Annotated in this window: 12 protein-coding genes and 1 tRNA gene; 9 read left to right on the forward strand and 4 right to left on the reverse strand. The window is 70.0% G+C overall.

Annotated elements, in window-relative coordinates; genetic code table 11:
• Positions 1-9: 9 nt before the first annotated feature.
• The 4 genes from OG782_RS00845 (at position 10) to OG782_RS00860 (ending at position 8,059) form a co-directional block, all read left to right on the forward strand.
• Positions 10-2,082, forward strand: a complete 2,073-nt coding sequence (locus tag OG782_RS00845) for a discoidin domain-containing protein (protein WP_406447305.1) — start codon at positions 10-12, stop codon at positions 2,080-2,082.
• Between the two features lie 300 nt (positions 2,083-2,382).
• On the forward strand, positions 2,383-5,661 hold the full coding sequence (locus OG782_RS00850) for a carboxyl transferase domain-containing protein (RefSeq protein ID WP_406447307.1): 3,279 nt from the start codon (positions 2,383-2,385) through the stop codon (positions 5,659-5,661).
• Between the two features lie 14 nt (positions 5,662-5,675).
• The gene (locus tag OG782_RS00855) at positions 5,676-7,424 is read left to right on the forward strand and encodes an AMP-binding protein (RefSeq protein WP_406447308.1); all 1,749 of its coding nucleotides are present in this window, start codon (positions 5,676-5,678) and stop codon (positions 7,422-7,424) included.
• Positions 7,421-8,059, forward strand: coding sequence for a TetR/AcrR family transcriptional regulator (locus OG782_RS00860; protein WP_406447310.1), 639 nt, complete (start codon positions 7,421-7,423; stop codon positions 8,057-8,059). The genes OG782_RS00855 and OG782_RS00860 overlap by 4 nt, the downstream gene beginning before the upstream one ends.
• A gap of 116 nt (positions 8,060-8,175) precedes the next feature.
• Here OG782_RS00860 and OG782_RS00865 read toward each other — a convergent pair whose 3' ends face one another.
• Positions 8,176-8,931, reverse strand: coding sequence for a hypothetical protein (locus tag OG782_RS00865; RefSeq protein ID WP_406447312.1), 756 nt, complete (start codon positions 8,929-8,931; stop codon positions 8,176-8,178).
• Between the two features lie 576 nt (positions 8,932-9,507).
• Between OG782_RS00865 and OG782_RS00870 the strand changes: the two genes are divergently transcribed.
• The 3 genes from OG782_RS00870 to OG782_RS00880 all read left to right on the forward strand — a co-directional run bounded on the left by OG782_RS00870 (position 9,508) and on the right by OG782_RS00880 (position 13,544).
• Positions 9,508-10,440, forward strand: a complete 933-nt coding sequence (locus OG782_RS00870) for an alpha/beta hydrolase family protein (protein WP_406447314.1) — start codon at positions 9,508-9,510, stop codon at positions 10,438-10,440.
• Positions 10,441-10,791: 351 nt separating this feature from the next.
• Positions 10,792-12,408, forward strand: a complete 1,617-nt coding sequence (locus OG782_RS00875; RefSeq protein WP_406447316.1) for a phosphodiester glycosidase family protein — start codon at positions 10,792-10,794, stop codon at positions 12,406-12,408.
• A gap of 101 nt (positions 12,409-12,509) precedes the next feature.
• Positions 12,510-13,544, forward strand: a complete 1,035-nt coding sequence (locus OG782_RS00880) for an alpha/beta hydrolase (RefSeq protein WP_406458769.1) — start codon at positions 12,510-12,512, stop codon at positions 13,542-13,544.
• 21 nt (positions 13,545-13,565) lie between these two features.
• On the opposite strand, the gene OG782_RS00885 is transcribed toward OG782_RS00880, so the two are convergent.
• Positions 13,566-14,213 (reverse strand): class I SAM-dependent methyltransferase, encoded by a 648-nt coding sequence (locus OG782_RS00885; protein ID WP_406447318.1) that lies wholly within the window; start codon positions 14,211-14,213, stop codon positions 13,566-13,568.
• Positions 14,214-14,452: 239 nt separating this feature from the next.
• A complete protein-coding gene (gene rph, locus OG782_RS00890) occupies positions 14,453-17,110 on the reverse strand; it encodes a rifamycin-inactivating phosphotransferase (protein WP_406447320.1) in 2,658 nt (885 codons plus the stop codon).
• A 561-nt stretch (positions 17,111-17,671) separates the two neighbouring features.
• On the opposite strand from rph, the gene OG782_RS00895 reads away from it, so the two are divergent.
• Positions 17,672-17,745, forward strand: a tRNA-Ala gene (locus OG782_RS00895).
• Between the two features lie 87 nt (positions 17,746-17,832).
• Positions 17,833-18,267, forward strand: coding sequence for a VOC family protein (locus OG782_RS00900; RefSeq protein WP_406447322.1), 435 nt, complete (start codon positions 17,833-17,835; stop codon positions 18,265-18,267).
• 184 nt (positions 18,268-18,451) lie between these two features.
• On the opposite strand, the gene OG782_RS00905 is transcribed toward OG782_RS00900, so the two are convergent.
• Entirely contained in the window at positions 18,452-19,054 is a 603-nt protein-coding gene (locus OG782_RS00905; RefSeq protein WP_406447324.1) for a gamma carbonic anhydrase family protein, read from the reverse strand.
• Between the last annotated feature and the right edge of the window lie 6 nt (positions 19,055-19,060).

The raw sequence follows: 19,060 nt of genomic DNA on the forward strand, positions 1-19,060 counted from the left end.
AAGTGAGTGATGACCATGGCTCAACCCCCGCGCCGCAAACTCAGATCCCTCACGGTGGTGTCACTGCTCTTCGCCGTGATGTCCCTGGTACTCGGCCCGATGCCCAGCTCCGCGGCGGAGCCCGAAACGGGCTGGTGGAACCCGACCGCCCGGCCCGCGCCCGACGCGCAGATCAACGTCACGGGCGAGCCCTTCAAGGGCACCGACGCCCAGGGCCGCGTCAGAGGCTTCGTCGACGCCCACGACCACATCATGTCCAACGAGGGCTTCGGCGGCCGGCTGATCTGCGGCAAGCCGTTCTCGGAGCAGGGCGTCGCCGATGCGCTCAAGGACTGCCCCGAGCACTACCCCGACGGCTCGCTCGCCGTCTTCGACTTCGTCACCAAGGGCGGTGACGGCAGGCACGACCCCGACGGTTGGCCCACCTTCAAGGACTGGCCCGCCCACGATTCGCTGACCCACCAGCAGAACTACTACGCCGAGATCGAGCGGGCCTGGCGCGGCGGCCAGCGGGTGCTGGTCAATGACCTGGTCACCAACGGAGTGATCTGCTCGGTCTACTTCTTCAAGGACCGCAGCTGCGACGAGATGACCGCCATCCGTCTCGAGGCGAAGAAGTCGTACGACATGCAGGCCTTCATCGACAAGATGTACGGCGGCCCGGGCAAGGGCTGGTTCCGGATCGTCACCAGCAGCGCGCAGGCCCGCGAGGTCGTCGAGCAGGGCAAGCTGGCTGTCGTCCTGGGCGTCGAGACGTCCGAGCCGTTCGGCTGCAAGCAGATCCTGGACGTCTCGCAGTGCAGCAAGGAGGACATCGACCGCGGTCTGGACGAGCTGCGCGAACTGGGCGTGAGCAGCATGTTCCTCTGCCACAAGTTCGACAACGCCCTGTGCGGGGTGCGCTACGACTCCGGCGCTCTCGGTACGGCGATCAACGTGGGCCAGTTCCTGTCGACCGGCACCTTCTGGAAGACGGAGACCTGCACCGGCCCGCAGCACGACAACCCCATCGGCAACGCGGTGGCTGCGGAGGCGCAGAAGCTGCTTCCGAGCGGGGTGAGCGTCCCCTCGTACTCCTCGGACGCTCAGTGCAACACCCGGGGGCTGACCAGCCTGGGTGAGTACGCGGTGCGCGGGATGATGAAGCGCCACATGATGCTCGAGGTCGACCACATGAGCGTCAAGGCCGCAGGCCAGGCCCTCGAAGTCCTCGAGTCCGAGTCGTACCCGGGCATCATCTCCTCGCACAGCTGGATGGACCAGGGGTGGACCGAGCGGCTCTACAAGCTCGGCGGGTTCGCCGCCCAGTACATGAGCGGCTCCGCGGCGTTCAGCGCGGAGGCCGGCCGCACGCAGGCGCTGCGCGAGAAGTACCAGGTCGGCTACGGCTTCGGCACCGACATGAACGGTGTCGGCGGCTGGCCGGCCCCGCGGGGCGCGGACACCCCCAACCCGGTGAAGTACCCCTTCCGCAGCACGGACGGCGGCTCGGTGATCGACAAGCAGATCACCGGCGAGCGCACATGGGACTTCAACACCGACGGCGCGGCGCACTACGGCGTGGTCCCGGACTGGATCGAGGACATCCGCATCGTCGGCGGCCAGAAGGTCGTGGACGACCTGTTCACGGGCGCCGAGTCCTACCTGCGCACCTGGGGGAACACCGAGAAGCACCAGTCCGGGGCGAATCTGGCCTTGGGCGCGGCCGCCTCGGCTTCCACGACCCAGTGGTGGAACCCGGTCGTCAACTTCGCTCCCGGCCAGGCCGTCGACGGGAACAAGGACACCCGCTGGGCCAGCGAGTGGAAGAACGACGAGTGGCTCAAGGTAGACCTCGGATCCGCGAAGCCGGTCAAGCGCGTCACCGTCGACTGGGAGGAGGCCTACGCGAAGTCGTACCGCATCGAGCTGTCGCAGGACGGCGAGAGCTGGCAGACGGCATGGTCCACGACCGCCGGTGACGGCGGCCTGGACACCGCGTGGTTCACCCGGACCCAGGCCCGCTACGTGCGGATCCACGGCGTGGAGCGCGGCACCAAGTGGGGCTACTCGCTCCGGGAGGTCGGCGTCTTCAGCGACTGACGGCACCGGCACCGGAGGCGGTGCAGCGGACCGGGGCCGGCCGGATCAGTTCTTCTGATCCGGCCGGCCTGACGTCCGGGCACGCCACAACCCGGCAGTGAAGGTGCGGCGGCCGTGGTCTGCGCGGCGGGGGCGCTCGGGGTGTTGCCCGGAGTCGAGCCCCGTCCGTACAGCGGTGAGGACGTACGCCACGTCCCGGCGGGAGCGCACGTGGAAGGTCATGCCGACCTCCGCCGCGTCCGTTGACGTTGACGTCAATGTCATTCATTGTGGTGACCACCTACACAGGAGGTCCCGGCAATGCATACCGTTCTCGTGGCCAACCGGGGCGAGATCGCCGTCCGGATCATCAGGGCCGTCCACGAGTCGGGCGGTCGGGCGGTCGCGATCCATCCCGCCGACGACGCGGACTCCCTCCATGTCCGCCTGGCGGACGAGGCCGTACAGATCCCCGGTCTCGGCACGTCCGCCTACCTGGACGTCGAGGCGGTCGTCGCGGCGGCGGTGTCGGCGCAGGCTTCGGCGGTCCATCCCGGATACGGCTTCCTCAGCGAGAACGCCGGCTTCGCCCGCCGGTGCGCCGAGGCCGGATTCACCTTCGTCGGCCCGGCGCCCGAGGTGCTCGATCTCTTCGGGGACAAGGCCAGGGCCCGGGAGTACGCGATCGCGCGTGACATCCCGGTACTCCCGGGCACGAGCGGGGCGACGACCCTGCGGTCCGCCTCGGAGTTCGCGGCCGAGCACGGCCCCGTGATGATCAAGGCCCTGGCCGGTGGTGGCGGGCGGGGCATGCGTGCGGTCACCGATCCGGGCACACTCGCGGAGGCGTTCGAGCAGGCCACGGCGGAGGCCGGGAAGGCGTTCGGCGCCGGCGAGGTGTACGTCGAGAAGCTGCTCGTGCGGCCCCGGCACCTGGAGGTACAGATCCTCGGCGACGGTTCCGGCGCGGTGATCGCCCTCGGCGAGCGCGACTGCAGCATCCAGCGCCGGCATCAGAAGCTGGTCGAGGTGGCGCCCAGCCCCTGGCTCGGGGAGGGTCTGCGGACACGCCTCGCGCAGGCCGCCGTACGGCTGGCGGCCGGCGTCGGCTACGCCGGGCTCGGCACCTTCGAGTTCCTCGTCAGCGGTGACGCGTACTGGTTCATGGAGGCGAACCCGCGTGTCCAGGTCGAGCACACGGTGACCGAGGAGGTCACCGGGATCGACCTGGTCGCCGCCCAGCTCGCGGTGGCCTCCGGCAGCCGGCTGGCCGACCTGGGCCTCGAGAACGCGCCGAGCCCGCGAGGTGTGGCGATCCAGGTCCGGGTCAATACCGAAACGCTCGCCCCCGACGGAACGCCGGTCGCCGGCACCGGCCGGCTGACCCGCTTCGATCTGCCGAGCGGCCCCGGCGTCCGGGTCGACACGCACGGCTACCGCGGCTACCGCGTCAGCCCGCGCTACGACTCCCTGCTCGCGAAGGTCGTCGTGCACGGCTCCGGCCTCGCCCAGGCCGTCGCCCGGACACGTGCCGCACTCGACGAGGTCGTGATCGAGGGCGTGGAGACCAACACCGACCTGCTGCACGGGATCGTGTCGCACCACGCGTTCTCCGCGGTTCCCTGGGACACCGGTTTCATCGCCGAGCACCTGGAGGAACTGCACGCCCACCGCCGCGTCGGCTCTCCGCTCCAGGAGGCTCCCTCCCAGACGCCCGGCGGCCGGGCGGCCGGCGACCGCGCTGCCGGGGACCCGGCGGCCGAGGTACCGCCCGGAGCCGTCGTCGTCGTGGCGCCGAGTCCCGGTGTCGTACTGAGGGTGGACGCGGAGCCGGGAACCGTCGTCGGGGCGGGCCGGGCGGTGGCCGTCCTCGAGGCGATGAAGATGGAGCACGTCGTGCGCGCCGCAGCCGGCCTCCGCGTCGATGTCGTCACGGTCCGCGCCGGCGACGTCGTCGAGTCGGGTGCGGTCCTGGCGTACGGCAGGCCCACGGACTCCGCCGATGCCGACGAAACCCCTGACGGCCGGCACGGCGCGCTGCCGGGCGAGGACGACTGGTCCCCCGAGGTCGCCGAGATCGGGCGCCGCCGGGACGCCGCCCTGAGGATGGGCGGGGCCGAGAAGGTCGCCCGCCAGCACGCGGGCGGCAAGCTCGACGCCCGCCAACGCGTCGACGCCCTGGCCGATGCCGGCTCGTTCTGCGAGATCGGCGCGCTCGCCGGATTCGCCTCCTACGACGACGCGGGGCAGCAACCGGTGTTCACTCCGGCGAACTTCGTCGCCGGGACCGCACGCATCGACGGCCGCAAGGTCGTTCTCGGCGTCGACGACTTCACCCTGCGCGGCGGCTCCGGCGACGCCGCGGTCCACGCCAAGCAGGTATTCGCCGAGCAGTACGCCCGGGAGATGCGCCTGCCGGTCGTCCGGCTGCTCGACGGAGCCAGCGGCGGCGGCTCGGTGAAGATGGCCACCGATGCCGGCTACACCTACGTGCCCGTCAACCCGGCGTGGGACGCAGTCGTCGACAGCCTCTCGCTCGTCCCGGTGGTGGCGGCCGCGCTGGGCCCGACCGTCGGCCTCGGTGCGGCCCGCCTGGTCATGTCCCACCTGGCTGTTCTGGTGGAGGGACAGGGCCAGCTCTTCACCGCCGGGCCACCGGTCGTACTGGGCGGCACCGGAGAGCGGCTCACCAAGGAGGAGCTCGGCGGTGGCGATGTCCACCGCGCCAACGGCACGGTCGAGAGGATCGTCCCGGACGAACAGGCCGCCTTCGACGTGGTGCGCCGTTTCCTGTCCTATCTGCCGGGCAGCGTGTTCGAGCTCCCGCCGGTGACCGCCACGAAGGACCCGGCCGACCGTCGCGAAGAGGCGCTGCTGGGCGTCGTCCCCCGCAACCCTCGCCATCTGTACGACGTGAACACGATCCTCGCCGCCGTCTTCGACACGGGTTCGGTCTTCCCGTACGCCGAGTACGGGGGCGGGACCCTGACGGCACTCGCGCGCCTGGACGGACACCCCGTCGGCGTCATCGCGGCCGAACCGGCCCAGGGAGCGACGATGTCGGCCCAGGGTGCCTTCGCGGTGACACGGCTCGTCGATCTCTGCGAGACCTTCCACCTGCCCCTCGTCAGCCTCACCGACCAGGCGGGCATGACGATCGGGTCCGCGGCGGAACGCGCGGCCACCATCCGGCACGGCGCCCGCGCGCTCACGGCGGTCTACCAGGCACGTGTTCCGCAGACCGAGCTCATCATCCGGCGCGTCTACGGCGTGGGGGGCGCCGGCATCGTCAACCGGCACCGCGCGACGCGGAGCTGGGCATGGCCGTCCGGCGACTGGGGCTCGCTTCCCTCCAAGGGCGGCGTCGAGGCCGCGTTCCGGGCCCGGATCCAGGCCGCCGACGATCCCGCCGCCGAACTCGCCCGCCTCACCGCGCAGGTCGAGGCGGTCTCGTCGCCCTTCCGGACCGCCGAGCGGTTCGGCGTCCAGGACATCATCGACCCCCGCGAAAGCCGGCCGCTGCTGTGCGACTGGGTGCGCGATGCCTACCGACTTCTCCCCGAACAGATCGGCCGACCGTCCTTCGGCACCCGCCCGTGAACCGAGGAGCAACCATGACCGCCCATCCCCACCACGACGCCGAGACTCTCACCGCACTGCTCACCGCCGAGGGCGAACTCGTCACCGAGCGCCTCGACCACTGGGCCGCCACGACGCCCGACCGCACCTTCCTGCACTACGGCGAGGACGACGTCACCTACACCTACGCACAGTTCGCGGCCGCGACCGACGCCATCGCGGGCAACCTCGCCGCCCACGGTGTGTCCAAGGGTGAGCGGGTGAGCGTGTTCTCCACGAACCCGCTGGCGGCCACACTCCTCATGTTCGGGGTGTGGAAGGCCGGTGCCGTGTACGCACCGGTGAACTTCAGCTTCACCGGAAGTCTGCTCACCTATCAGATCGACGACACCGCTCCCCGGCTGCTCGTCACCGACCCGGGACTGCTCCCCACGGTCAACGCGGTGGCCGACCAACTCACCCACGTACCGACCCTGGTCCTGTACACACCCCCGGCGGGCGCACACGACCACATGGAGCGTCCGGAACCCGTCGCCCCGCGCTTCCCCACCCTCCCCTGGGACGCGCTGACCGCCCCCGCCGACCGGCCTGATGTGACCGTGGCGTTCGACGACCCCGCCAACATCGTCTACACCTCCGGAACGACAGGGCCCGCCAAGGGCGTCGTACAGCCGTACCGCTGGATGGCGCAGTACACCTACAACCTGCGTCTACCGCTGTCGTCGCAGGACGTGATCTACAACGACCTGCCGATGTACCACGTCGGCGGCGCCATCGCGAACGTCGCCCGGGCGGCGTGGGCGGGCTGCGAGGTGGCGCTCTGGGACCGCTTCTCCCCGACGGCATTCTGGTCGCGGATCGCCGCGCGGGGTGCCACGACCGCGATCCTGCTCGATGTGATGATCCCGTGGCTGGTGAAAGCGCCCACCAGCGAGAGGGACCGGGCGAACACGCTCAACAAGGTGCACATGCAGCCGCTTCCGCTCCAGCACCACGAGGTAGCCACGCGTTTCGGAATCGACTTCGTCACGGCCGGATTCGGGCAGACCGAGTCCGGCGCGCCGCTGGGCCTGTTCATCGAGGAGGTGCCCGAGGGCGAGGGCACCCCCGCCGAGCTCTACCGCGGACTGCCCCGTGCCGAGATCGTGAGCCGGGTGCGTGCCTCGGGGACGGCGCTGCTGCGCGGGCCCGAGATCACCCGCAAGGCAGTGATGGGTGTGCCCACCCCGTTCGTCGAGGTGGCGGTGCTCGACGAGCATGACCGTCCGTGCCCGGTCGGCCGGGCCGGCCAACTCGCCGTACGGCCCAGACTGCCGGCGCTGATCATGGACCAGTACCTCGGCAAGCCCGACACCACGATCGCGGCGTGGCGCAACCTCTGGTTCCACACCGGTGACTCCGTGGTGCTCCAGCCGGACGGCATGTTCGACTTCGCCGGGCGGCTGGGAGACCGGATCCGCGTGCGCGGCGAGAACCTGTCCGCCTTCCAGGTGGAGGACTTGCTGAACCAGCACGACCGGGTCCAGCTGACCGCCGCGTTCGCGATCCCCGGAGGGGAGGGGGACGAGGACGACATCGTCGCGTACGTCGTGCCGATCGAGGGCTCTACACTCAACGCGGAAGAAATCCGTGCGTTCGCCGAGGAAACGATGCCGAAGTACATGCGTCCACGACACATTCGCGTCGTCCCCGACATCCCGCGAACGCCGACCAACAAGATCGAGAAGTACAAGCTGCGCTCACAGCTGCTCGACGAAATCGGCGACAGCGGCACAGGATCATGAACGCGACAGCGCCGGTCCCGGCCTGGGCGGCGGCCCGGGTGATCCGGGCCGAGAAGGGACACGAGACACGCACGCTGCTCCTCGACTCGGCGGCGCTGGTCTTCACCCGCCTCGGCTACACGCGCACCACGGTCGCCGACATCACCGCCGAGGCCGACGTGTCCCGCCCGACGTTCTACGTCTACTTCGCTTCGAAGGCCGAGGTCTTCAGGGAGGTCGCCACACGTGTACGCGAGGAGTTCCTCGCCGCTCATGAGATCCCCGGCGTGGACGAGTCCGATCCGTACGCGCTCGGCCGTGCCTCGAGCGCGGCCTTCCTCGCGGCCTACGCCGCGAACAACGATCTGCTCACCGTGATCGAGCACCAGGCGATCTCCGACCCGGCGATCGCTCAGGTATGGGCGGAGATCCAGCAGCGTCCCACCCGAAGGGTCGCCCGATACGTACGGCGCCTGGCCGCCGACGAACTCGCACATCCCGCGGCGGCACCCGACCTCGTCGCCGAGGCGGTGGTCGGCATGTTCGCTCGCTTCGGACGCTCCGCCCCCGCCGACGAGGAAGCCTTCGGCGACCTCGTCGAGGCCCTTACCGCGATGTACCTGCGCCTCATCGGGGTGGAGGCGCAGGCAGCGTAAGGGGTCTGAAAGGGGGGCTTCCACGAGACGGTCGGCGATCTCGGACGCAGAGCCATCGCCCCCAGCGGGCCCGCTTCATGGGGGCGTTCCGTGTGCTGAGCCGGTGGTGGCCGGGGTCAGTCGGCGAACGGGTCGAGCCCGCGAACGTCCTCCGACTGCACCACGTCGGAGCTGTCGGGCCGTCGCGCCTTGACCGGCACGTCGTAGTCGTCGATGTCGACCACTACGGGGACGTCACCGATCTCGAACTCGATGCTGCGAGGTGTCGGCGTTCCTGTCGGTGACACGTGGACGACCACCTCGCCGCCCTCATGCGTATGTGTGAGCGATACGCGGCGCTCCCCATTCTCCGTGCGGGGCCTGCCGCGTTCGGCCTTGGTCACCGAGGCGGGCACCTTCGCGTACGCCCGGTCCATCCGGCACAGGGACAGGGCGACGCTCTCGGTCAGTTCGTCGGCCGAGGACTCCACGTACTTTCCCCGCGCCTTCGCAACCGCTTCCTTGGCCGCGGCCACTGCCTCGGGCCCCTGGTACCCCGCCATCTCGATGGAGTCATTCAGCCCCTTCTCGTCGTACGCCGACCAGGCACGGTCACCGATGATGACGAACTCGGTGGTGGATTCAATGGCCTGGTAGCTTCCGGCGCAATTCCCTTGCCGATCGACGTGCAAGTCGATACGGGTGTAGGCCTCGTCCCTGACTTCCCCCTTCAGGCCGAATGACCGGTACCCCTTGAACAGCTTCAACGCCTCAGTCATTCGCTGCGCGTCGCTCGCCGACGGCGCCGGGGAGGCCTTGCGATCCTCGTTCCCCCCGCCGGACCCACCGCACCCAGCCAGCCCGCCCGCTGCCACCACGGTGCACAGCATCACCGCGCACATTCTCCGCGTCACCACGTTCGACGCCCTTCCATACGTTCCCGCTCGTCGCGGACCGGCGAGCGGCTCAGCATCCCACCACGTCGCTCAGTGTTCCGACCCGGGGTGCAGCTCCGCCGGACCACCTCTCGGCGTGGACCGCCCCCTCGGCCGTGAGTCTCGGCCGCGAAGTGGTGGCTGCCCACGGAGGCCTCTGCAACGGCGGCCCCGGTTCACCGACCGGGCGCGTTTTCAGGAGTTTGCGACCCCAGGTCAAGCGCTCCTCAATTCGCAATCCCTAGCGTTGTCCCATGCATACACCTTGTTCCACGGCTGCTCAGGAGGTGCGTATGGAGCATGCGGTGGAACGGGCCGTGCGGATCGTCCGGGAGCGATACGTGGAACCGCTGAGCCTTGATGGCATCGCCCGTGCGGTCCAAGACCGGTGATGCCTCGCCCTGATTGCCGGGCCGGCCCTGGCCACCGCGGTGCCCGACCGGCTGGGCGGGACCCGGCCTCCTCGCCCGGCACCCGGATCCGGGCGCCCCGACCGCCTCGGCCCAGTCCACCGCCGACCGACAAGGACCACCCGTGAGCAACTCCAGGACGGACCGGAAGAAACCGTTGCACACCCGCTCGGCCGGGGTGCGCCCGCTCCTCCTTCAGGCTGCAGGTCTCACGTTGTCCGGCCTGCTGGCCGAGCCCCCGGACGGGCCACCGCGGGCGACCGTGGTCGCGGTGCACGGAGGTGGCATGCGCGCGGGCTACTTCGACGGGCAGGCCCACGCCGACCTGTCCCTGCTCACGCTGGGCGCCCGGCTCGGGTTCACGGTGCTGGCCCTCGACCGGCCCGGCTACGGCCGGTCCGCGTCGCAGGTGCCCGCCGGCCTGACCCTGGATGAGCAGTCCGCGGTCCTGCCGGCAGCGCTCGACGCCTACGCCGAACGGCACGCCGTCGGGGAGGGGTTCCTGGTGCTGGCCCACTCGTACGGCGGCAAGCTCGCCCTCACGGCCGCCGCGCACCACCCCGACTGGCTCGCCCTGGACATCTCCGGCCTCGGTCATCGCTACAACATCGAGCCGGGCGCCCTCCCCCGGATCCGCCGCCACATGCACTGGGAGCGCACCTGGGGCCCGCTGGAGCTCTATCCCCCGGGCACCTTCCGCGCGGCCGAGGCCCTGGTCGCCCCCATGCCCGTCCGCGAGGCCGCCGAGGTGACCCGGTGGCCGGCGATGTTCGAGGAACTGGCGCCGCGGATCGGCATCCCGCTGCGGCTGACGTTCGCCGAGCACGAGGCCTGGTGGCTGCACGAGGAACCGGACATCGCCGAGCTTGCCTCCCGGCTGACCGGGGCACCCGCTCTCCGGATCGAGCACCAGCCGGACGCGGGCCACAACATCAGCCTCGGATGGGCCGCCCGTTGCTACCACCTGCGCGCGCTCGCCTTCTTCGAGGAGTTCCTGCCATCCGGCGCGAAGGCCACGGCAACGCAGCGTCCCGGCCTCGTGGCGGCTTCGCCGTGACTGTGGCGAGAGCTGAGCCCATGGCCCTGAGCCCAGTTGACGGATCCGGCCTCGAACCGGGCCGGAGGACGGCTCCGGCGGTCCTCGCCCTACGTGCCGACGGCGCGGACGCCCGGTCAGGCACCGAGTTCCGCTCCGGTTAACCGGGCCTTCTCGAGCGGTTGTCCATGCGCTGATCAACTCGTACCGGTCAGCGTTCCAGCTCGGGGCACCCGGGCGGCGCCGTATGCCATGCCGCCCTCGACCGCATGCGGGACGGCACCGAACCGGCAAACTTGACGTGCACACGTCTTGACTGACGGTCGCTGTCGCACGCACCTTTACTGAGCCGATCTTTCCCCAGGGAGATACATGAACAGCAAGGTTCTCGGCGCGTCGACGGCCCTGGCCCTGTTGGCCGTGGTGGGGGCCTTGCCGGCTCCTGCCTCCTCCGTGCCGCGCCCGGGACCGACGCATGCCCTGCCACTGGGTGCCGTCGGCCTGACCGAGACGCGCAGCACACAGACGCTCCAGCCCGGTGTCACCCTCACGCGGATCGTGCGCGGCGCCGATGCCCCGGCGCTCGCGTGGACGGTCGAGGTGGCCATACCGGGCGGTGCCACCTCGCCGGACCCCGACGCGCCGCCGACGGCGCTGAAGGACCGGTCCAGCGCCGACGAACTGACCGGTGAAGTACGGAGTGACGGTTTCGACGCCCGGGCCGAACAGGTCATGACTCCGGCCGTCGCCGACTACGCCGGAGGATCGCTCGGCTGGCGGGTCCGGGTCGGGCGGTTCGACTCGCAGTCGGCCGCGACGGCCGAACTCACCCGGCTCAGAAAGGCCGGGTACGCCGGCTCTGCCGTGTACACCGGCTGGGACGGCGATCCCGCAGACCGCGGTCCGTGGCGGATCGACGTACTCACCATCGATCCGGTCCGGTTCCGCGGCGGGTTCAAGGCGTCGTACGGTCCAGATCTGGAGAACCGCGAGAAGACCAGTCAGCTGGCGGCGGCGGCCGGTGCGACCGCAGCCGTCAACGCCGGGTTCTTCGTCCTCGACCCGAACGCCGGAGCACCGGGCGATCCCGCAGGCGTCGGCGTCTACGACGGCCGGCTGCTGAGCGAGCCGGTGAACGGGCGCCCCGGCCTGGTGATACGCGACACCGGCCGGCGCAGCAGTGTCTCCCGGTTCACCTGGAAGGGGCGAGTCCTCGGGCGTGACGCGTCGCAGCCCCTGGACGGCATCGACCGTGTACCGGGCTTGATCAGGAACTGCGGCGGCACCGCCGACGACACCCCGACCTCGCTCCCCCTGCACGACGTGACCTGCACCGACCACGACGAGCTCGTCGCCTTCACGCCTGAGTACGGCCGGCAGACGCCGCACGGCGACGGCCTCGAAGCCGTACTGGACACCCATGGCCGGGTCCTGGAGCTGCGCTCACCACGCGGCGGACCGCTGCCGGACGGCGGAAGCTCGGTTCAGGCGACCGGCAGCCGCGTCGCCGAGCTGGCCGCTCTGGCGCCGGTCGGCCGGCCTCTGCGCGTCGAGAGGACACTGCGTGACGGCGACGGCCGCAAGGTCTCCCTGTCATCGACGACCAGCATCCTCAACGGGGGCCCCGAACTGGTCCGCGACGGACGCCTGCACGTCACGCCCACGGCCGACGGGATGGTTCAGCCCGGCAACGCGAGCTTCTACTACGGCTGGATGCACAAGCGCAATCCACGCACGCTGGCCGGGGTGGACGCCGCCGGCAGGACCGTACTGGTCACGGCCGACGGGCGCAGCACGGACGCGCTCGGGCTGAGCATCCCCGAGAGCGCCGCCGTCGCCCGGGCACTCGGCCTGCGCGACGCGATCAATCTCGACGGCGGCGGGTCGACCACCATGGTGGTCGGCTCAGAAGTGATCAACGCCCCGTCCGACGCGGCCGGTGAACGCCCTGTCGGGGACGCACTGCTGATTCTCCCCGACCGGAGCTGACCCGGCCCGCGAATCGACCCGACCCGAATCGACCCGAATCGCCCCGACTCGAATCGGCCCGAGCCGGAGCCCGCCCACAGCCAGGAGACGCCATGACCGCCATGCCAGCCATGACCGCCGTCCCGATCCGCCGGGCCCGCCTCCTGCTCGTTGTCACCGCGCTGCTGCTCACTCTGGTGTCGACCCCGCCGGCGCCGGCCAACGCCTCGGCAGCGTCGCCCTCCGCGGGAGCGGCCGGGCTCGCCTCGTCCCAGGGTGCCGAGGTCGTCGCGACCACTCAGGTCGCCGAGCGGCAGGTCGACCTGTCGGTCCGTTCACCGGCGCTCGGCGGCCGGACGGTCAACGTCCGTCTGCTCACGCCCGATGGATGGGACCCCAGCGACCGGAGCCGGCACTGGCCGACCCTCTGGCTTCTGCACGGCTGCTGCGGGGACTACACGTCGTGGACCGGCCGGACCGACATCGCGCGGACCGAGAGCCTGCGCGATGTCCTCGTGGTCATGCCCGAGGCCGGCTGGAACGGCTGGTACAGCGATTGGTGGAACTACGGGCAGGGCGGCGACCCGGCATGGGAGACCTTCCACACCAAGGAGTTGCGTCTTCTCCTTGAGCACGGCTGGGGAGCGAGCAGCAATCGCGTCGTGGCGGGACTCTCGATGGGCGGCCAAGGCGCCCTGCTGTACGCCGCCCGGCACCCCGGGATGTTCAAGGCCGCCGCGGCGTACTCGGGCTCCGTGCACCCGCTGCTCAACGACGAGTCGGTGAACCGCATCATGGGTTTCTTCGCCGGCCAGGGAAACGACCCTCTGAGGGTCTGGGGCGACCCGGTCGCGCAACGCGGTGTCTGGGCGGCCCACGACCCGTTCCACCTGGCCAAGCGCCTCAAGTCGATCCCTGTCTACCTGTCCTGCGGTGACGGCACCACCGGCCCCTTGGATCCGCCCGGCGCCACCAGTGCGCTCGAGGCGGACTTCAACCGGCAGAACCAGGCCCTTGCCGGCGAGCTCGAACGCCGTGGCGCACGGCACCTGACCACGCACTTCTACGGACCCGGAACCCACGGGTGGGCTTACTGGCAACGCGAGTTGCACTCCTCGCTGCCGGTGCTGCTCCACGCCTTGCGAGCCGACCGCTAGGAGGACCCAGAGCGACAGCCCTTAGGCTTTGCGTGCGATCAGTTGAACCTCCTGGAACTGCCGTCGGTCGGTGGGCTGAGGCTCGCGAACCATCCGGGCCACCTCGGTGAAACCGGACTTGCGCAGCATCGCGGCGAGGTGATCGGGCGACCAGCGATAGGCCAGGGCGACTGCGTGATCGAAGGCCTGCGTCGGGTGCGACGAATCATCGGTTGCCGAGAAGCCGACCAGAAGGTGGCCGCCAGGGGCCAGCACGCGGTTGAACTCGTCGAAGATGACGGGGAGTTCCTGCGGCGGCGTGTGGATGATGGACCACCTCGAGAGGACGCCGCCCAGCACGCCGTCCGCGATGTCCAACGCGGCCATCGAGCCCAGGTCGAACCGCAGGGCCGGATAGGCCTGTCGAGCCAAATCAATCATCGTCGCAGAGGCGTCAACGCCGAACGCGGCAAGCCCCAGCTCGTCCAGGTGGGCGGTGATGTGGCCGGGCCCGCACCCCAGGTCCGCGACCTGGCCGTCCCCGCTCGTCCTGACGAACTCCGCGAAGGCGCCCAGGATCGCACGGTCCAGGGGACTGTCACGCAGCGTGTCCCGGAACAGCTGCGCGTAGGTGGAGGCAGCAGCATCGTAAGCCTCGCGGGTGGCACTGAGGGCATCGTGTTCGACCATGGTCGCGACAATAGTTCCTGCCCGGAGGCAAGCGAGGAATCCAACCGGACCCGCCCGGACCGAAGGCAGCCCCGGAGCAGCGCTCAGCGCGTGCGGCAGCACCGGCGTCGAGGCCGAAGAAGCGGGACCGTCAACCGCAGCGTCGGCCCGGTCGGCTTCGGCGAGGCATCCGCCCGGCGGTGTCCAGGGCGTCGGACCAGACATCCTGCACGCCGCCGGGCGCACTCCGGTCAGGGAGTTCAGCCGTCGGCCGGTGCACGGCTGGAGGAACTGCTCGGCGGATCGGCAGGCAGGATCTCGACGTACCCGTTGATTCCGTGCACGCGGATCCGCTGCCCGTCCCTGATGAGCCGGGTGGCCTGCTCCACGCCCACGACGGCGGGCAAGCCGTACTCCCGGGCGATCACCGCGCCATGGGTCATCAAGCCGCCCACCTCGGTCACCAGGCCCGCGATCCCGACGAACAGCGGCGACCAGCTGGGGTCCGTGAAGGCCGTGACCAGGATGTCGCCCGCCTCGAGATCGGCCTGCGCCATGTCGAGGATGACGCGGGCCCTTCCCTCGATGATCCCGGCGGAGACCGGTACTCCGATCAGCGCACCCGCCGGCACGTCGTCCCGCCGGTACGACCCGGTTACGGCCTCACCGTCCGATGTGAAGACCCGGGGCGGCGTGAGCGTTCGATACGAGCGGAACGCGTCCTTGCGCTGCTGGATGAGCCGCTCGTCCACCACCTGGTTCGAGCGCACGACGTCATGGAGTTCCTGGAACGTCAGGTAGAAGACGTCCTCCTTCTCAGGAAGCGCCTTGGCCTGTACGAGGCGCTCGGCCTCTCCCAGCAGGGCCTGCTTGTAGACGAAGGAGCGGCTGACGATGCCGTACTTCGGGTACTCCCGGTACCCGATGAAGGTTCTGACCCGGTCGATCATCCGCTTGGCCTCGTCGGCCTTCTGCTCGCCGTCCGGCAGGGCCCGCAAGCGTGACAGCACGTCCTGTTCCTTCTTCTGCGCCCTCTGCCGCCCTTGCTCGAACCGCCGCCCGGCGGCACCCGGTTCGAAGATCCTTACGTTGTCGAGGATCACGGGAACGAGCGTGCTGGGGCTCTCGCGCCAACGTGGCCTCGTGATGTCGATCTCGCCGACGCAACGCATGCCGTACCGGTCGAGGTAGGCCTCGATGGCGTCGCGCGCTTCCACCCCGCCCGCGAGCTTCGCCAACCCGTCCAGGAAGGCTTCGTCCCCGCCGTCCTCGACGCCGTGGAGGAACGCCACCAGCTCCGGATGCGGGCGGATCACATCCGCGACGTCGAGCAGCGCCAGGCCCATCTCCGACGTGACGTTGTCGGGGGCGGACAGTGTGAGGGTGTCAGCCGCGTTCTTCTCGCCCAGCCACTCATGCAGCTTGTCGTTGAGCCACCACGTGGCCTCCATCCCCGCCATGATCACCTGAAGGTTCAGCGGATCGCCGAGGACTCGCTTGTGCTCCTCGAAGGCCTCCAGCAGGAACTCGAACAGCGCCGGTCCGGTCTTCGTCCGGATGTCGCGCTCCAGGGCGGCAACGGACGTCCGGCTGCGCTCGATCAGCCCGGTGACGATGGCCGGATCGGTCTCGATCGGGGCGGACGCGCCCCTGGCGTGCGGCGGCCCGCCGGGGCCCTCGTCCGGGCGCGACATGATGAAGTCGTCGCGGTCCAGGACCGTCTCCAGGGCGTCCCTGACCAGTGGATCGCCTCGTCCCATGATGTCCAGGAGGGCGGCGCGGCTCGCGGGCGAGGCCAGGCGCCGGGTGACGTCGACGAACAGCCTCCCGGCGGCCTCGTGCATCGGCACCATGGCCGTCAGCTGCCACATGGAATACCCCAGGGGCTTCATGGGGTCGGTCATCATCTGCTGATGACCGACGGACACGTAGACGTGATTCTCCTGGTCACCGGAGTCGGGGATGGGGAACAGTGTCGTGATCGGCCGGCTCTGGACGATCTGGAAGCCGTCATCGGCCAGGCACCATTCGACGTCCTGCGGGCGCCCGAAGTGCGTCTCGATCCGCCGCCCGAGCTGTACGAGCCGTACGACCTGCGCATCCGTCAGCGCCGGCTGCTCCTGCCGCTGCGAGTCGATCGCCACTTCCCGCGTACCGCCGCCCGGCAGGGCGTGAACGGCACGCTGTTTGGCGGCGATGGTCCTTGCGACGACTTCGCCGCCTCGCACCTTGAAGACGTCCGGGTTCACCAGGCCGGAGACCAGGGCCTCGCCGAGGCCGAAGCCGGCGTCCACCGTGGCCACCTGCCGGTTGCCCGTGACGGGGTCGGCCGTGAACAGGATGCCGGCCGCCTGCGGGACGACCATCTGCTGCACGACCACGGCCATGTGGACCGTACGGTGGTCGATGCCGTTCCGCCGGCGGTAGGTCACAGCCCGCTCGGTGAACAGCGAGGCCCAGCAACGGCTGACGTGCTGGAGGACCGCTGCCGGCCCCACGACGTTGAGGTACGTGTCCTGCTGGCCGGCGAAGGAGGCCGTCGGCAGGTCCTCCGCCGTCGCGCTGGATCGCACGGCGTACGCGGCCTGCTCGCCGAACCGGGCGAGCGCGCGGGTGATCTCCTCCGCGAGATCGCCCGGGATGACGATCTCTTCGATCGCCCGGCGAATCTGCGCGCTGAGCATGCGGATCGCCTCCCGGTCGTCCGGTTTCAAGCACGACAACTGATCGAGCCGAGCGACGAGCGACGGCGCTTCCGCGATGATCCGCCGGAAGGCGTCGGTCGTCACACAGAAGCCGCCCGGCACGCGGATACCTTCGATACGCGCCAGCCCGCCCAGGTGCGCGCCCTTGCCACCGACGACCGCTACCTGTGTCTCGTCGATCTCCTGAAGATCCAAGACGTACTGCTCGATCACCGCGATTCCTCCCGGGCTGTCGTGTTCCGTTGCGCTGCACCGGCCGATCGAATGACCGGCGCCTCCAGCCCTCTCGAGTCCCTTGTCAGACACGCCGTCGCTGCCGAGTCGGCCGCGTGATCCGCCCGGTCGGGCGGCGCGCTATCCCGCACCACCGACCCAAGCGCTCGCGACCCCGCTGCCGGAACCACTGCCGATTCGACGCCACCGCATCCCCCATACGTCGACCACACACGCACGTCGTGACTCCGTTTCCGCAGGTAAGGGCCTCGGCCGACGATTCTGCGCCACCACCCGGGGCTTGTGGCAAGCCCCCCAGTGCGCTATAGGTTAAGAGTGGCAAGGAGAGAGACCTCCTTGCCATTTCTGCTCCGCGTTTCGGCGCGGTTTTCGTGCGGCGACGGCACGAATTCGTCGGGTGCGCCAGGAACGGCCGTGTGCCACCCGCGGTTCCTGCTCAGCTCTTTCGCTGTCGGCACGCTGGGCAATCCGCAGTCTGTTGTCCCATCGACAATTCAAGAGCGTCGAAGTGCTGCCGGCCCGTATGATCAACCGCGGGACGGGGCTCGTAGCGCAGCGGTTGTCGCGCCTTCACTGCATGTGGGAGGACGCCGGTTCGAATCCGGCCGGCCCCATCCCACTCTGCACTTCTCGACCCGTGGCCGCTTCCGGGGGGCTTCCGGGGCAAGGTCGTGGGCGGGTTTCGAACGGTCGGAGGCAGCATGGCCAAGGAATTCCAGGTGACGTACGACTGTGCCGATCCGGGCGCGCAGGCGGCGTTCTGGGCTCAGGCGCTGGGCTATCTCGTCCAGCCGCCGCCCGAGGGCTTCCCCGACTGGACGTCCGCGCTGACAGCGCGGGGCGTGCCACCTGAGCACCACAACAACCGGTCGGCCATCACGGATCCGGACGGCAGGGGGCCGCGGGTCTTCTTCCAGAGGGTCCCGGAGGGAAAGACTGCGAAGAACCGCGTGCACCTGGATGTGCGCGCAGCCCCCGGCCTGACCGGTGACGAGCGGATGGCCATACTCGAGGAGGAGGCCACCAGGCTCGGGGTTCTGGGCGCGAAGCGGCTCTACCGGCTCGATCCCGATGGCGTGGACGAGGGGATCATCGTGATGACCGACCCGGAGGGAAACGAATTCTGCCTGGATTGAGGGCAGGGGCGGGTGCTCCTGTACGTCGGCCTCCGCGCCGACCGACCACGTTCCCGGGCGTCGACCGCCGACCGCAGTTGCCCGGCCACGTCATCCGTCGCGCGCGGAGGCCGGCGGTCGAAGAATGAGAAGCCCTCCTGCGTAACGGCAGGCTCGCCGTTGCTGTGCCGCCAAGGGCTTGGGCTCAGATCTGAATGTCGTTCCGATGGCGGCCAAGAGCCCTGCCGAAGCGCTCCGAGATGCCCGGCAACAGGCTCTCGCCGTCATCCGGCCGGTCCAGGCCGAAGACGTGACCAGGGAAGTCCAGTTCCTTCTGCACGGCCCAGATCGCCTCGTGATCCTGGGGCGGAAGAATCCGCGCCGGGTCGCCTACTGCTACCCAGCCGATCGGCACCATCGAGTCGGCGGGCAGCACGGTGCGCAGGTGCACGATGCCATTGATGCGCACCTCCGAACGCGTCCCGATGCGCGCGCCGTTGAACACCCGGATTCCGGTTGCCAGGAATACCTCGTCCTCCACCGTGCAACCGGTCAGGTACGAGGTGGGACCGACCAGAACCTGCCGCCCCAAGCTCAGCGGATCGCGGCGCGTCCCACGCAGGACCGCGTTCTCCATCACGATGCAACCCTCACCGAGTTCCACCGGACCGCCTTCGGCAGTGAGCACCGCACCGAACAGCACCCGGCATCCCGCTCCAACCCGTACGTCCCCGCTCAGCGTCGCGGTCGGCGCGACATAGGCCGTGGGGTGCACGGTCGGCGAACAGCCCTCATGGTCGATCAACATGCCAGC

The organism is Streptomyces sp. NBC_00876, assembly GCF_045207435.1.
Lineage (GTDB): Bacteria > Actinomycetota > Actinomycetes > Streptomycetales > Streptomycetaceae > Streptomyces.

Coding starts and splice junctions, on each gene's coding strand:
- OG782_RS00855 (WP_406447308.1), top strand. CDS start 5,676: ATGACCGCCCATCCCCACCACGACGCCGAGACTCTCACCGCACTGCTC.
- OG782_RS00845 (WP_406447305.1), top strand. CDS start 10: ATGACCATGGCTCAACCCCCGCGCCGCAAACTCAGATCCCTCACGGTG.
- OG782_RS00900 (WP_406447322.1), top strand. CDS start 17,833: ATGGCCAAGGAATTCCAGGTGACGTACGACTGTGCCGATCCGGGCGCG.
- OG782_RS00860 (WP_406447310.1), top strand. CDS start 7,421: ATGAACGCGACAGCGCCGGTCCCGGCCTGGGCGGCGGCCCGGGTGATC.
- OG782_RS00875 (WP_406447316.1), top strand. CDS start 10,792: ATGAACAGCAAGGTTCTCGGCGCGTCGACGGCCCTGGCCCTGTTGGCC.
- OG782_RS00905 (WP_406447324.1), bottom strand. CDS start 19,054: ATGTTGATCGACCATGAGGGCTGTTCGCCGACCGTGCACCCCACGGCC.
- OG782_RS00885 (WP_406447318.1), bottom strand. CDS start 14,213: ATGGTCGAACACGATGCCCTCAGTGCCACCCGCGAGGCTTACGATGCT.
- OG782_RS00850 (WP_406447307.1), top strand. CDS start 2,383: ATGCATACCGTTCTCGTGGCCAACCGGGGCGAGATCGCCGTCCGGATC.
- OG782_RS00880 (WP_406458769.1), top strand. CDS start 12,510: ATGCCAGCCATGACCGCCGTCCCGATCCGCCGGGCCCGCCTCCTGCTC.